Origin of the sequence: Pleionea sediminis, assembly GCF_007570825.1 — a bacterium.
Taxonomy (GTDB): Bacteria; Pseudomonadota; Gammaproteobacteria; order Enterobacterales; family Kangiellaceae; genus Pleionea; species Pleionea sediminis.
Window position 1 is genome coordinate 92,805 of sequence record NZ_SUNB01000001.1, and the last position, 14,902, is coordinate 107,706.

General features: G+C 41.0%; 10 protein-coding genes. 5 read left to right on the forward strand and 5 right to left on the reverse strand.

Annotation, left to right across the window (positions count from 1 at the left end):
* The first annotated feature begins 205 nt into the window (after positions 1-205).
* Genes FAX86_RS00225 through FAX86_RS00240 form a run of 4 tightly spaced genes read left to right on the forward strand, consistent with a single transcriptional unit; the run spans position 206 to position 7,157 of the window.
* Positions 206-1,441: a hypothetical protein gene (locus FAX86_RS00225; protein ID WP_246128463.1), complete on the forward strand. Its 1,236-nt coding sequence runs from the start codon at positions 206-208 to the stop codon at positions 1,439-1,441.
* A 28-nt stretch (positions 1,442-1,469) separates the two neighbouring features.
* Positions 1,470-3,986: a LamG domain-containing protein gene (locus FAX86_RS00230; RefSeq protein WP_246128464.1), complete on the forward strand. Its 2,517-nt coding sequence runs from the start codon at positions 1,470-1,472 to the stop codon at positions 3,984-3,986.
* An 11-nt stretch (positions 3,987-3,997) separates the two neighbouring features.
* Positions 3,998-5,599 (forward strand): general secretion pathway protein GspF, encoded by a 1,602-nt coding sequence (locus tag FAX86_RS00235; RefSeq protein ID WP_144391333.1) that lies wholly within the window; start codon positions 3,998-4,000, stop codon positions 5,597-5,599.
* 58 nt (positions 5,600-5,657) lie between these two features.
* A complete protein-coding gene (locus FAX86_RS00240; RefSeq protein ID WP_144391334.1) occupies positions 5,658-7,157 on the forward strand; it encodes a rhomboid family intramembrane serine protease in 1,500 nt (499 codons plus the stop codon).
* Positions 7,158-7,182: 25 nt separating this feature from the next.
* Here FAX86_RS00240 and FAX86_RS00245 read toward each other — a convergent pair whose 3' ends face one another.
* From FAX86_RS00245 to FAX86_RS00265, 5 genes are all read right to left on the reverse strand, one after another.
* A complete protein-coding gene (locus FAX86_RS00245; RefSeq protein WP_144391335.1) occupies positions 7,183-7,617 on the reverse strand; it encodes a PilZ domain-containing protein in 435 nt (144 codons plus the stop codon).
* Positions 7,618-7,822: 205 nt separating this feature from the next.
* Positions 7,823-9,292: a hypothetical protein gene (locus tag FAX86_RS00250; protein ID WP_144391336.1), complete on the reverse strand. Its 1,470-nt coding sequence runs from the start codon at positions 9,290-9,292 to the stop codon at positions 7,823-7,825.
* 74 nt (positions 9,293-9,366) lie between these two features.
* Positions 9,367-9,849 carry a GNAT family N-acetyltransferase gene (locus FAX86_RS00255; protein ID WP_144391337.1) on the reverse strand — a complete coding sequence of 161 codons (483 nt, stop codon included), beginning with the start codon at positions 9,847-9,849 and terminating at the stop codon, positions 9,367-9,369.
* Between the two features lie 20 nt (positions 9,850-9,869).
* The gene (gene gshA / locus FAX86_RS00260; protein ID WP_144391338.1) at positions 9,870-11,438 is read right to left on the reverse strand and encodes a glutamate--cysteine ligase; all 1,569 of its coding nucleotides are present in this window, start codon (positions 11,436-11,438) and stop codon (positions 9,870-9,872) included.
* Between the two features lie 99 nt (positions 11,439-11,537).
* Positions 11,538-13,967 (reverse strand): bifunctional diguanylate cyclase/phosphodiesterase, encoded by a 2,430-nt coding sequence (locus FAX86_RS00265; protein ID WP_144391339.1) that lies wholly within the window; start codon positions 13,965-13,967, stop codon positions 11,538-11,540.
* A 273-nt stretch (positions 13,968-14,240) separates the two neighbouring features.
* On the opposite strand from FAX86_RS00265, the gene FAX86_RS00270 reads away from it, so the two are divergent.
* Positions 14,241-14,897: a DUF2959 domain-containing protein gene (locus tag FAX86_RS00270; protein WP_144391340.1), complete on the forward strand. Its 657-nt coding sequence runs from the start codon at positions 14,241-14,243 to the stop codon at positions 14,895-14,897.
* The last annotated feature ends 5 nt before the right edge of the window (positions 14,898-14,902 follow it).

The window sequence follows — 14,902 nt, forward strand, 5'->3', positions numbered from 1 at the left end:
AAATCATACCGGCTGTCTGAATTATCTAAGTATATCAACGAGTTATATACTAGCGCCAAATGCGATATGAGCACTGTACTACTATTATGACTTAGATTTATTTTTATTCTGCGGTGTAATTCACGAAACGAAATCTGCTTTATCTCTACAATCTATACAAGTCAAGATACATATTACACATAAATTTTCAATGATGAGGCAGGCTATGAAAATAACAACCTGGTCCCTAACAAGTTCGCTAAAGCGGTTCTCGACCTTGTCGAGCTGCGTGCTCTTAGCCGGGCTTGTCAGTACGCACGCTTGGTCTGGTGATCGTGAACAAGCGAAGCGCATTCATGACCGTTTGGCGGGCACACACCCAAGCGAAGCGGTTCTCGATGCTATGGAAACGGAACTCCAGGCTGGCAACGACATGGCTGCTGCCAACATTGCAATGGAAAACGATGCATTCTACAACGTCACGCTGAAGAACTTCATTACTCCATGGACTAATGAAGACCAAACCGTCTTTGCGCCACTCAATGACTATACAGCGACAGTGATTGGATTGATAAGAGATGAAGACGATTTTCGAAAAGTTTTATTTGATGATGTGCTTTATGTCGCAGAGGGAACAGGAGCTCCTGCCTACTCCATGTCGAACAATGAGCATTACGTTTACTTAGAAGATAATAACGTTAGCCTTAAAGATACGTTAGTCCGACGTGCGCAGTCAGCCGTTACCGGACTTCCTTCAGATGCAACGGCTGGAGTCATTACTTCGCGTGCCGCAGCTAAATCCTTCTTCATTGCAGGAACCAATCGAGCAATGTTTCGCTTCACACTGATGAATCACATGTGTGATGACCTTGAAGCATTCAAAGATACATCGCGTGTTCCGGATCGAATTCGTCAGGATGTGACACGAAGTCCAGGTGGTGATAGCCGAATCTTTTTGAACAGTTGTGTGGGTTGTCACTCTGGCATGGATCCCATGGCTCAAGCTTTCGCTTACTACAACTGGGATTACAACTTTGATGCCGATCCTGAAGGAGACAATGGCCAACTGGTTTACAACCGCGAAGGCGATACAGACCCAGTTACCGGTACGCGAGTTCAAGCAAAATACTTCAACAACAACAGCAATTTCAAATTTGGCTTCATAACCACCAACGACAATTGGTCCAATTATTGGCGTGAAGGTCAAAATGCCAATCTCGGATGGAGCGAGTCTCTATCGGGCGAAGGCAGTGGCGCCAAATCGATGGGACAAGAGTTAGCTTACTCAGAACGCTTTGCACAATGCCAGGTTAAGAAAGTCTTTAAAGCTGTTTGTTTACGGACACCAGGCGATGCTACAGATAGAGCCCAAGTGAACTCGATGGTCGAAAGTTTTAAAAGTAATGGGTACAACCTGAAACGCATTTTTGGCGAATCAGCACTGTACTGTAAAGGCAATTAAGCGGAACTGAAGAGAACTGGAGTTAATAATGAATGACCGAATGAAACCAAACTCTTTTGCCGACTTAATTCGAAAAAGCTCGGCAATAGCCTTGTCAGTACTCTTGCTAAATGCGTGTACCGGCGGAGGCCCTGCAAACGATCAAGTTAATGAACAACCTAACGACGGCGACGGAAGTAACTATTCCGGACCACCGCCAGCGACCGATGATGTTCAACGTTTCCAAACGCATTTTTGGAACAATATTATCGACAAATGTGGCGATTGCCATAATGAAGGCGGACAATCCCCAACATTTGCTCGTACCGATGATGTCAACTTGGCTTACGCCGAAGCAAACACGGTTGCCAATCTTGATTCACCTGAAGACTCTCGACTCGTTATTAAAGTGGGCGGTGGACACAACTGCTGGCTTTCAAGCAATCAAGCGTGTGCCGATACCATGACCTCTTACATCAGCAATTGGGCTGGAAATGTCGGTGGCGGAGCAACAGAAATCGAACTGTCTGACCCACCCAACTTAAACGATCCTGGAGCAACTAAAACATTTCCAGAAGATCCTTCTTTATTTGAGTCAACGGTTTACCCTTTATTAACTCAATATTGTGCAGAATGTCACTCAGAATCTGCGCCTGTTAATCCGATATCACCTTTCTTTGGCAGCAGTGATGTTGCAACAGCTTACGCTGCAGCGCAAAGTAAAATAAATCTAGAATCTCCAGCAGATTCACGATTCGTTGTCCGGTTACGCAGTGAATTCCATAACTGCTGGGATGACTGTGCGAGCAACAGTAATGCTATGGAAGCCGCTATCCAGCAGTTTTCTGACGGTATAGAAGTCGCAGAATTGCCAGAAGAAGCGGTGCACAGTAAGGCACTGACATTACTCGATGGTATTCCTGCAAGTTCAGGTGGACGCTACGAAGTCGACGCTATTGCAACTTGGCAATTTAAGGCAGGTACTGGCAATGAAGCCTTTGACACCAGTGGTGTGGAACCTGCATTAAACCTCACGTTAAATGGCAACTTTGAATGGGTCGGCGGTTGGGGTATCAACCTGCAAGGCGGCTCCGCTCGCGGTAGCACCAGCAATAGTAAGAAGCTTCACGACCTGATTAAAGCAACGAACGAATACACGATTGAAGGATGGGTTGCACCAGGCAATGTAACGCAGGAAGGTCCGGCTCGAATCGTCAGTTATTCTGGTGGCCCAGACACGCGGAACTTCATGCTTGGGCAAACACTTTATAACTACAATTTCTTAAATCGTAGCACTAACAGTGATGCTAATGGTGAACCCGCTTTATCGACAGCCAATGCCGACGAGCGATTGCAAGCAACCTTGCAGCATGTTGCAGTGACATACGATCCAGTAAACGGAAGACGAATTTATGTAAACGGTGAATATACTGGCGACATGGATGGCGTTGAACCAGGAACTCTTAATGACTGGAACGATACCTATGCACTGGTTCTAGGTGCTGAGACTAACAACGATTTTCTATGGTCTGGTGTCATCAAGTTTTTGAGTATTCATAACCGAGCTCTGACTGCCGAGCAAGTCTTGCAAAACTTTGAAGCCGGTGTCGGAGAACGTTTCTACTTACTATTCAATATTTCGCAAATTATTAATCCGACGGATCGCGACTCCAGCGACCCTCAGTCGAATATTGCACGAGCTTACATCGTGTTTGAAGTGGCTCAATGGGATAGTTACAGCTATCTATTCAATGCGCCCTTCTTCATCAGCTTGAATCCTGACTTCACGCCTGAAAATATTCCATTACGAGGCATGAGCATCGGGATAAATGGTAAAGAGCCCAGTGTTGGGCAAGCGTTCCGCAACGTTGATATGACGCTAGATACCGCCGAATATGATGTTGACACTGGACAGGCAATTTCTAGATTGGGAACAATCATTGGCTTGGAAAGAGGTCCATCTAACGATGAGTTCTTCTTAACCTTTGAGCAATTAGCTGACCAAACGAATGTTCGAGTGGATGCCGATCCACTACCATTACCAACTCCTGCGGATGCGAATCCAGTCGCTCCGGACATTGGTGTGAGAAACTTCGATGAAATTTATGCAACCTTGTCGCAAATGACGGGGGTCAGCATGAATCATCCGAGAGTTCGAGACATCTACTTAACCGTGAAGCAACAATTGCCAGCAAAAGAAGATATTGAAAGCTTCTCTTCTTCCCACCAAATGGGCATTACTCAGCTAACTATCGAGTACTGTTCTGCCCTGATGGAAGATACGACTTTACGTAGCTCGACCTTCCCTGGTTTTGACTTCGAGGGTTCAGTAACGTCATCTTTCGATGCTAACGGGCGAAATATTTTGATCAGTAATTTACTAGAACGCGTTATGGGCACTGGGCTGACATCACAGCCGAACAATGCAGAAGTAACAGCAGAACTTAATTCGCTGATTGATACTTTAACGAGCTGCGGCGGTTCCTGCGAAGCAGGCAGAACATTGAAAGTCGCAAAAGCAACTTGTGCAGCTGCCGCTGGTAGCGCAGTCATGACAGTTCAATAGAGGTATAGATTATGACTAAGAAACCAAAAAATTATACGCCGCACCCCGACGAGCCTCTATTTCATGCCTGTCATAAGCGGCCTGTAACACGTCGCGATATGATTGCGCAAGGCATGCTTGCCGGAACAGGAACTCTCGTTGGCACATCATTGTTAGGTGTACTTTCGAACCCTCTTTATGCGGAACTTTCACCTGATATCGCCGACTTGAGAGATAACCTCTGTGGGCTCAGTGCGCAAGGTGCAGGAAAAATTCCATTCATCGCGATTGAACTGGCGGGTGGCGCTAACATGGCTGGTTCTAATGTGCTTGTTGGTGGCCGCGGTGGCCAACTCGATTTCTTAACCACCGAAGGTTACAGCAAAATGGGGCTACCAGGTGATATGGTTCCTAATTTGGTGAATCCAGATACCGAAACCAGAGACTTCATCAACAACGAGTTAGGCTTATCGTTTCACAGTGACAGCGCATTCTTGCGAGGTATTTTAGACAAGTTCTCCGTTGGAAACCGAGCCAATGTGAACGGTGCCGTTATTCCAGCGCGATCAGAGAACGACACAGCAAATAATCCTCACAATCCTATGTACGGTATTTACAAAGCAGGTGCCGGAGGCTCACTACTTGATTTGATTGGATCACAAAATACTCAATCAGGTGCTCGTTCGATGGCCCCTTCAGGAATGATAATTCCTGCAGCCTTGCCAACAAAAGTAGATCGTCCTAGCGACGTTACTGGCTTGGTAGACGTGGGTGATTTATTGAATGTCCTCTCACAAGAAGACGCTGTAAGAGTTATGGAATCAATGCAGCGAATTTCTGAAATGAAAATGACGCAAACTGAATCTAATGTTACTCGACAACAAGATATTGAAGATTGGGTTAACTGCGGTTATGTGAAAAGCGCCGACTTGGCCGATCGCTTTGGCGATCCAACAACTCTTGACCCAACACTAGATACTGACATCGTTGGAGCATCGGGTATTTTCTCCCAAGACGAATTCGATAACGACCGAGAATTCCAAAAAACAGCGTCGGTTATGAAAATGGTCATCAATGGATACGCTGGTGCAGGCACCATAACCATGGGCGGTTACGACTATCATGGTGGTGGACGTCGCACAGGTGAAGTAAGAGACTTCCGAGCTGGTCGATGCATGGGTGCTTGCTTAGAATATGCCGCGCGAATGAACAAACCCCTAATGCTCTATGTTTACAGTGATGGCTCTCTCGCCAGTGATGGAACCATTGACGACACAGAAAATGGTCGAGGTAAAGGAAATTGGACTGGTGACAACTCGTCAACAGCCGCTTCTTTCTTCTTGGTATATAACCCGAATGGTAGAGCCCAATTGATTGGTGCTACACCAGAAGCTCAAGCCGTTCATCAACAGCTGGGCTATATGCGACCAGATGCTTCAGTAGAGACATCATCAACGCCTGCTGCCAACAACGTTAATTTGTTGGTTGAAACAGTGATATTGAACTACATGGCTCTTCACGGCGAGCAAAATCAATTTGCCGGCTTATTCCCAACTCACGGCTTAGGCAATTCAACCATGTTGGATAGCCTTACGGCATTCGAGCCAATTGTGAATGGAACTATCAGTCGCTGATTGTTATTTCCTATCAATTCACTAAAATACAGGGCATCAACAACGATGCCCTTTTTTTATGCTGCTTTTATTTCCCACAGAAATTGGAATTGATAAGAAACACTTGCCTTGGTTAACCATTGGTGTTGCCTTAATCATTGCCCTTATTTATTTTTCATTCCAAATACATGAATCTGATAAAATTAACAAGGTAGTCGACTTCTATCACTCTTCTGGTCTCCAAGAAAACGAGAGTGACTTATTCCAACGTTATTTGGAAACACCAACTGCCAAGCAGTATTACAATGAACGTCCGCTTCAAGAAGACGCCAAATCACTTGAAATTTATTACCGCATTTTTGATAAAAACTTTCGTAAGTTTGTAAGCCGACAACTCGAATCAGAGCAACCATCCTCTTCTGAAGCTCAGGAAAAAATTCAAAAGTGGTTTTATTCCTCTCAGAATTTAAAGACTAAAATAAACGATATCCCTTCTTATCGCTTTGGCGCCTATGTAAGTGAAAGCTTCAATATCAGTATATTCACTCATATGTTTCTGCATAGTGGAGTGGAACACTTATTTTTTAATCTGGTTTTTCTGGTGCTCTTTGGACTGGGTGTAGAACGTCTTTTTGGTCGAACCAAGTGGCTAATTATTTATTGTGTCTCCGGCGCACTTGGAGCAGTCCTATTTACCCTTCTCGAAGGCAAACCTTATATGCCACTCGTTGGCGCATCGGGAGCAATTTCTGGTTTGATGGGTGCTTACATTGCTTACTATGGGACTCAACGTATTCAATTTTTAGTGTGGCTCGGATTCTACTTCAATCACTTTAAATTACCGGCACTAGCGATTTTAGGTTATTGGATCTTAAAGGAGCTTTTTTATCAACTTACCGATCTTGAGAGTAATGTCGCTTATCTAGCCCACTTAGGTGGATTAATGACTGGTGGATTCTTAGGTTTCCTGCTAAAACCTGGTAAAAAAAATCTTCAACAAGAAAGTAAGCTTCAAAACAGCTTTGGTTACCAAAAGCACTACAAGGAAGCTTTAGAGCACATTCGTCAATTAAATATCGAACACGCTCGAAAATGTTTAAACCAGGCACTTAAGTTAAATCCGAAACATGCAGAGTCAATAAAATCCTTATATAATTTGGAAAAAGTAAACCCGAAATCGGAACATTATAAATCGGTTGTTAATCAAGTACTTTCTTTCGATCTCATAAATCAACAGATCGATTCTTTAGTTTTAGAAATCGTTGAGAGCTCTATCGGAAAACACATTAACATTAAAGATCTTAATATCGATGCCTTTTTTGGATTGTTACACGGGCTACTTCGTAATGATCGTTTGCAAAAAAGTACACCTTTAGTAGAGAACGCCAAAAAAGATTTTGCGCAACATCCAAAATTACCGGAACTCCTCTTTCACTGGAGCATCACTCTAGCAAAAAGAAATCAAATTAGAGCTGCATCAATCGAACTCAATTACCTTGCTAACTATTATGGAGAAACAGAGTTTGGGAAAAATGCCAAAACTCATCTAGAAAAATGGAAGGGCAGCGAAAACAAATAGGTAATCTGTTTCAAGCAAAATCAATTTAAACCAAATACATAGGACTCATTGAATCGGCCATCAATTCCTTATTTCCATCGAGCTTTCTTATGTATTGTTCCAACACACTCGCACTTTGACTATAAAATGTTTCAAAGCGACACCCCAGCACACTATCAAACATAGATACACGACGAAAATAGACGATACCCAACTTAATGACGACTTCCGAAGCTTCTTTGGGTAACAGGATCTTAACGAGTAAAGGAATGGTATCTATTTTAAACTCTCTATCTTCATTAGGCATTAATAGAGGAATGCTTTCATTGATAATTTCAAACTGTAAACCAGAAATCGACAAGTTGACGATTTTTACAGCAAACGTCTGTCCGTCGGAAGTAATTACCTCTGCAGGAAGGTCCACATCGTAACGGGGAGATCCCCTTCTATCGTAGCGCTCCATGTCATAATTCATCGTCATCTGAAAAAACCTCTGACCAAACTTATTCTATATATTTAATTAATAGCGCTTATCAATCGAACTGTCTCGTTTTGAGATTAATCAATATCAACTTTCTTTCTATTTGATGAACTGAGTCTCAAAATACTCCGAATATGATATAGCGCTACACTGATAGTGTAGCGCTAACATAAGTGATGGCATTAATTTTTTAGATAAATAGATTTTAAACAAGATGATTTAAATAACTTTGCATACTATTTTTAAGCTCTCCATGCGCTACATTCAATCCCCAGCGAATAATTTTTGCAGCATCTTCTCGCTTACCTAATCTTTCAGTTAAAGTCTTGCCGAACGTAAAGCAAGCTTCTGCGAGCCCTGGATACTCAATATAATTTCGGCGTAGAGCATTCAACAATACCAAAGCTGGTTTGACATCCGACTGTCGATTCAGAGAAGTAATTAAATAATGAATAATCTCTGGCTCACTCGGAACAAAGTCAGGTTTTATCTCTAGAGCTTTCAAATAGTGCATACGCATTAAATTGTGAGACTTACGTTCATAGAGATGCTTTAAATGCTTCTCGCATAACTGTATGTACCGAACATTATTTCCCTGAATCTGATACAACCGATAAAGCATTTCATAAATCTGCTCATTAAAAGGATCCTGTTTTACCGCGTCGATTAATGCAGCTTCAGCCTCCTCGTACCTTCCTTCCTGAATAAAAACCTGCGCTTCCCCCACTAACCCTTGTGCCGAACTTCCACTAGCAGAAGTGTTTTGACGAGAATTTCCCCGACCATGTTTTTGTAAATTGCTTTGCAAAGTGTGACGATGCACTGAGTAATTCAGCTCATGATGATATTGATAAATCACATAACCAAACATATGGTACATTGCAAAGTGAATATAAAGACTTACAAAATGAGACAAAGCAAAACCGATACGTATCGAGCTATTCTCTACCATGAAAGACGTTGCGTACCAAGTACTAAAATAAAACAATAAAAGCAACCCAAATAATATTATATATGCCGGACCAATATCACTCATTACACGCGCTATCCTTGCTGGGTTAATAGCACTAAAAAAACTTTTGTCCATGCATAAGATCATGTTAATCGCAGGAAGTGCAACAATAAAAAAGAGGAGTAATGCAAAGAAAATTACGGGGTGAAATGCTGTCGCTTTCATAAGAGCGAGAAACATAAAAATATATACGCCAGTTAACTTTAAAAATGCAGTTCCATTCCTGAGTGATGTTAATTTTGAAAAACTCGGAGAATCTAAGTTACCGTGAGACGTATATTCCATGACTGAAAAACACATATTAGTCAAAAACGCAGTCCAAACAAAATAGATGGGAACAAAGAAAAACAGTGTACTAATCGGACTCCGCACATAACGGCTGACAAGAGCAAATGGATCGAATAAAAAACCAAATAGTAAAGCGGAAAATATGGCTAAAAGAAACAGCGACGTTGACATTGGAAAAATAAAAAAGTGCCCCAGCTTATACCAAAATGGAGTAATGCTGTCCTTAATCCCTAGCGAATGAACATGCCTACGACACAAAATACATTTTGGAGTTCCCATTCCCGTTTTATCAGACAGGCAACTATTACAGAAAGCGACATCACAATGTTCACAAAACCAGGATGCGTTCGTATCAGGATGGTATTTACATTCCATAGAAAACTCGCCTTAAACTATAGCTCGCCACAATATTATATCTGTTAATTAACCAATATTGTTTAGAGAGTCTGTCAGTGTTCTTGAGCTAACCTAACCAATGCATCTCCTTCAACTCGCTGCACCGTCCACTCTTCCATTCCCACGGCTCCCATCGCACGATAAAATTTGATGGCAGGCGCATTCCAGTCCAATACCGACCATTCGAATCGTCCGCATCCCTCTTTAACCGCTAGTTTTGCCAAATGAATTAACAGTGTTTTACCTACTTTTTGTCCACGAAACTCGGGTTTAACGAACAAATCTTCAAGGTAGATTCCCGGTTTTGCTAAAAACGTTGAATAGTTGTAAAAGTATAGTGCGAATCCCGCGGCGACTCCATCCAGTTCCGCTATGACAACTTTCGCTTTTGGGTCTGTACCAAATAATGAATTCTTCAATGAATTTTCTGTGGCAACGACTTCATGACTTAGCTTTTCATATTCCGCCAATCCCTGAATTAAAGAGAGAATCAACGGTACATCACTTTCCATTGCATTACGGATTTCAACAGTCATAAAGTCATTCCCCACTTATGCTAGGCAAAGTATTTAGCTACAAATTCTTCAAAAGTTAACTCATCATCATGCTCTATGGCTTTTTGAGCTTGAATTGAACGCTTCGCCTCCTCTTTCAGTAGCGACTCGTTCGAAGATGTTGTGTCCAGTTGATTAAAGTAAGACTTGTATTTATTTGACAGCTCTAACGCGTACGGGAAAAATCCCTGACCACTTGCTGTCACCTCTGCAATAATCTTTCCAGATAAAGAGCTCTCAGGATCTTCGATAACACTCGATAGCTTGGCCAGAGTTTGGGAAAAAACAGTCGTACTGTAGGCTTTATCCAATAACTCGGCCGGTGTATTAAAGTTATCAAAGAGTTCTTGCGCCAAAACTTTGATACTTACCTGCTGATTATTTCTTAATAAATGTAAATCGGGATCTCGACCTTTTTTAACCACTAGAGCAAAATTTTTCTTGGTTTCAGCTTCTTCTCTCTCAGTAATTAATCCTGAAGATTCCATCAAACAATACAACATAAAAATATCAAGAAAGTACAATTGCTCTTGAGATACTCCAACGGGGCTAAATGGATTAATATCCAATGCACGAACTTCAATATACTCAATGCCACGCTTTGCTAACGCTTTAGTCGGACGCTCACCAGAACGAGAATTTCTTTTCGGTCTTATGTTAGAGTAAAATTCATTTTCAATTTGCAATACGTTTGCGTTAAGCTGTCGATATTTTCCGTCCTCTTTAACACCTATCGAACGATAATATGGATCTTCTGTACGTATTGCGTGTTCAAGATCAGCGATGTACTGTTTCAAATAGTTCGTCGACACCTTCAATCTCGACTGCACATTATTCTGGTATCCCAGATCGCTCATTCTCAATGAAGTTGCGAACTTTCCGTACCGAGTACCAGGAACCAATGTTTCTAAATTAGATGGACGACCGTGTAAAAAACTTTCACAAATAGCAGGAGAAGCGCCAAACAAGTAGGGAATGACCCAGCTATGACGCTGGAAGTTTCTTATTACTCCCATGTATCGAGAGGATTTATAATCTTGCAAATCTGAGTTTTCAGCGGGCTCCAAATCTTTTAGAGGCTTCCAAATCGCATCGGTAAAGGACAGATTGTAGTGCACCCCTGCAATTGTTTGCATAAATCGACCGTAGCGATGACCAAGCCCCTCTCGATAAACCGTTTTCATCTTACCGCTATTAGATTCACCGTAATAGGCTAATGGGATATCTGACTCTCTTCCCATTACACAAGGCATACTCGTTGCCCAAAGAAGTTCATCACCCAAATGTTGGTAAACAAATTGGTGGATGTCCATCAACCAATCAATGGCATCAGTCAATCCATCAGATGCAGGTGTGATAAACTCAAGTAACGCTTCAGAGTAATCAGTTGTAATGTATTGATTGGTCAGAGTTGACCCAAGTTCTGGAGGGTGCCTCCGCTGAGAAATGTATCCATCCGGTGATATTCTTAAACTTTCTTTCTCAATACCACGCATAATACCAGGCAAAAACTCAGACGCCGAGGACTCCCAAAACCGCTTCTCGTCGCTACTCGAATAATTAATGGCCATAAGCAAATCAGTTTTTCAATTAAGTGCAGTCACTATGCCACAAGGACCAATGACTTGCCAGTTAAACCCAGTAAAGCCAACGGGAACCATGGGCCATGTTTAAGTTTTATCTAACGACAAAAGTTTTGACTCAATTTCACTGACAGGTAGCGGTTTGCTGAATAAATATCCTTGCCCGAAACAAGCGTTTAACTGGTTTAAAATCGTACATTGAGTGTCATGCTCAATACCTTCTGCAACGACCTGCATATTTAATGAATGTGAGAGCGAAATAATTGCTTTAACAACAGATTGCGTTGTATCGGATTCATCCAAAGACATCACGAAAGAACGATCAATTTTAACAACATCGATAGGTAATTGATGCAAATAACTCAGTGAAGAATAACCTGTACCAAAATCATCAAGTATAATTTTTAACCCCAGCTGTTTTACTCGCTTCAAAATATTATGAGCGTGACTTAAATTATGAATAAGCGCTTGCTCAGTTATTTCAATATTCAGTGAGTTTTCGTTTAATTTGAATTGCTCCATTACTTTACTCACTGATTGATAAAATAGCTCCGTCGGTAAAAAGCTTCCGGATATGTTTACGTTAATATAGTAGGAGAGAGAAAATTCATTTTGCCAACGTTGTAAAAGCGCTGCTGACACCTCAAGAATATATTGGTCAATTTTTGCAATCTGCCCTGATTTTTGGGCAATTTCTAAAAAATAATCAGGGAATATCAAACCTTTTTCGGGATGTTGCCAACGAATCAATGTTTCAAAACCGACGATCTCTTTGTTCTTCAGCTCCACAACAGGTTGCAAATACAACACAAACTCGTTATTCAATAACGCATTATCGATTTCTCGTTCAATAGACAGTATATCTAATGCCTGACTTTGTAAGTCTGAATCAGCAAAAACATAGCAAGACTTTCCTCGTGACTTAGCTTGATACATCGCATTATCTGCCATTTTTACCATTTCGGAGGGCTCTAGCGTTCTCTCATTACTCTGAACAATTCCAATTGAAGCAGATGTCATTATTCGAGCATCTTCAGTATGAACCGGCTGACTGACTACCATCAATATTCTTTTCGCGAGCTCTTCTAAGTATTGCGATTCAGAAATATCTTCGATCAAAATTCCAAACTCATCGCCACCAAGCCGAGCTAAAGTATCCGATTTCCTCAAACAGGATAAAATTCTTTGACTGACCTGCTTTATTAACTCATCACCGGTATGGTGTCCATAAGAATCATTAACTAATTTAAATCGATCAAGATCCAAAAACATCACGGCTGAGCCGTATCTGCCGTTACGTTGATCCCTGCTTAATGCATGAGAGAGTCGATCAATAAATAACGTACGATTTGGCAAACCACTCAGTTCATCATGTAATGCTAAATGATGAAGCATTGCTTCATCGCTTTTCCTTTTAATTGCGATACTAATTTGATGAGACACATAAGTGAGTAGGTCCTGCTCTCGCTTGTCAAAACTACGATGCGAATTCATATTTTGAATAGCAACAGCTCCTCGGTTCCCTTCGGCGGTTTCAAACGGTACTCCTAACCAACTTTTAGGAATAACACCTTTGACAATTACACGCTTTTTTTGAACCAGTTCTAAAATTTCTTGCTCTGAAAACCTCGCTGGCTTCTCAGTTAAAATAACTTGCGCGGTTAAACTATTTTCAAATTGCTCTTTTGTTATTTTAAAATCGAAAACACCCCCCATTTCGGCATCATAGCAGTAAGGAAAATTTAAACACTCATGTGCTTCGTTATAAAGGCAAATAAAAAAGGATTCCGCTTCAACCAAACGAAATAATACTTTATGCAGTTCTCGATAAAACTGATCAAGTGATTCTGTTGTGAAAACGAGTTCAGCAATATTAAATACAGCCAGCTGGAGTGACTTCACTTGCTCTAGTTCACTTATCGTGTGTTCCAATTCACCGATCGCTTTTGAATTAGAATACTTGGTAGAAATAACTGATGCCAATGCAACTAATGTATCTAAATGATGCTGACTGTAGAAATTCGGTTGTGAATGCTCAGAGTCAATAACACCAATTGTTTGTCCGTCGCATATAATAGGAACCGCTAACTCAGATCTACGCGCCAAATCATCTACAACATAGCGTTTATCGAGTTGTGTATCATCGACCTTTATTGGCGTTTGTTGCTCTGCACATTGACCAACAATTCCTTCGCCAACTTTCAAATACATGGGATTCAATATCTGCTTTTCTTGAGGATTTTTATTGCCATAAGCAGCTCTTTGCATAAGATGCCCGCTTTGCTCATCCAACAAATAAACGACGCAGTCTTCGAAGCCAAGCTCTCCGATGATGTCATCAGTTAAGTGCCATAAAACATCGTCTAGACGATTAAAGTGGATGACAGAAGTAACGAATTGAATTAAAGCCTTTAGGTAAGCATTAGATTGAGAAAGTGCATCGAGAGAATCTTTGCTAGGTTGAAAAGTGTCACTTTTCAATAACTTAGAGAGTTCATCTTGCTCATTGTTACCCATATTCTTACTCAACCCAAAAAGACATTTAAGCTTACAAACCTGTAATTAAGCATAGCAAAACACTTAATTAAATTTTCAATTATTAATTCATACCAATTTATAGTTTATACATCAATAATTAGCCTCATATTGACATCTTCTTATATTATATTTCATGAACAATTGTCCTGAATTAAATATAGAACTCTATAGTTTAACTATCTTCAAAGCACTACTTGAATAATTGAGAAGAGACATTTAATCTATTTTAAACTTCACACAATATCCAAACAAATGCATCATCAGAATCTATTTCAGCTTAAAGTTTTTTCTGCGGTAACAATCTTAACGCTCGTAACAGCTTGTCAATCCGCTTATTATGGCGCTTTGGAAAAGGTGGGAATTCATAAACGCGATGTTCTCGTCAGTCGCGTCGAAAAAACAAGAAATAGCCAGCAAGAAGCAAAAAAACAATTTGCATCTGCTCTGGCTGAGTTTAAATCTGTCACGCTTTTCAAAGGAAAAGCACTCGAAGAAATTTACGAACGACTGAATGACGAGTATGAATCCAGTGTCTCTATTGCCGAAGAAATTCGCGCTCGTATTGATGATGTTCAGTCCGTGTCTGACGCTCTGTTTAATGAGTGGGAAGCGGAGCTCATAGAGTACACGAGCCCGACGCTGCGCCAAAAAAGCACTGAACAATTGAATTTAACAAAGTCTCAATACCGCAAAATGATCAAAAGTATGAATCGAGCCGAGAAATCAATGCAACCGGTGCTCAATGTATTTAAAGACCAGGTCCTATTTTTAAAACATAATTTGAATGCCCGAGCAATTGCCTCATTAAAAAGTGAAATATCATCCATTGAAAATAACGTTTCTCGTCTTATTCAACAAATGAATCTTTCCATCGATGATGCAAATCAATTCATACAATCAATGAAATAATGTCT

Coding starts and splice junctions, on each gene's coding strand:
- FAX86_RS00225 (WP_246128463.1), top strand. CDS start 206: ATGAAAATAACAACCTGGTCCCTAACAAGTTCGCTAAAGCGGTTCTCG.
- FAX86_RS00230 (WP_246128464.1), top strand. CDS start 1,470: ATGAATGACCGAATGAAACCAAACTCTTTTGCCGACTTAATTCGAAAA.
- FAX86_RS00235 (WP_144391333.1), top strand. CDS start 3,998: ATGACTAAGAAACCAAAAAATTATACGCCGCACCCCGACGAGCCTCTA.
- FAX86_RS00240 (WP_144391334.1), top strand. CDS start 5,658: ATGCTGCTTTTATTTCCCACAGAAATTGGAATTGATAAGAAACACTTG.
- FAX86_RS00245 (WP_144391335.1), bottom strand. CDS start 7,617: ATGACGATGAATTATGACATGGAGCGCTACGATAGAAGGGGATCTCCC.
- FAX86_RS00250 (WP_144391336.1), bottom strand. CDS start 9,292: ATGGAATGTAAATACCATCCTGATACGAACGCATCCTGGTTTTGTGAA.
- FAX86_RS00255 (WP_144391337.1), bottom strand. CDS start 9,849: ATGACTGTTGAAATCCGTAATGCAATGGAAAGTGATGTACCGTTGATT.
- gshA (WP_144391338.1), bottom strand. CDS start 11,438: ATGGCCATTAATTATTCGAGTAGCGACGAGAAGCGGTTTTGGGAGTCC.
- FAX86_RS00265 (WP_144391339.1), bottom strand. CDS start 13,967: ATGGGTAACAATGAGCAAGATGAACTCTCTAAGTTATTGAAAAGTGAC.
- FAX86_RS00270 (WP_144391340.1), top strand. CDS start 14,241: ATGCATCATCAGAATCTATTTCAGCTTAAAGTTTTTTCTGCGGTAACA.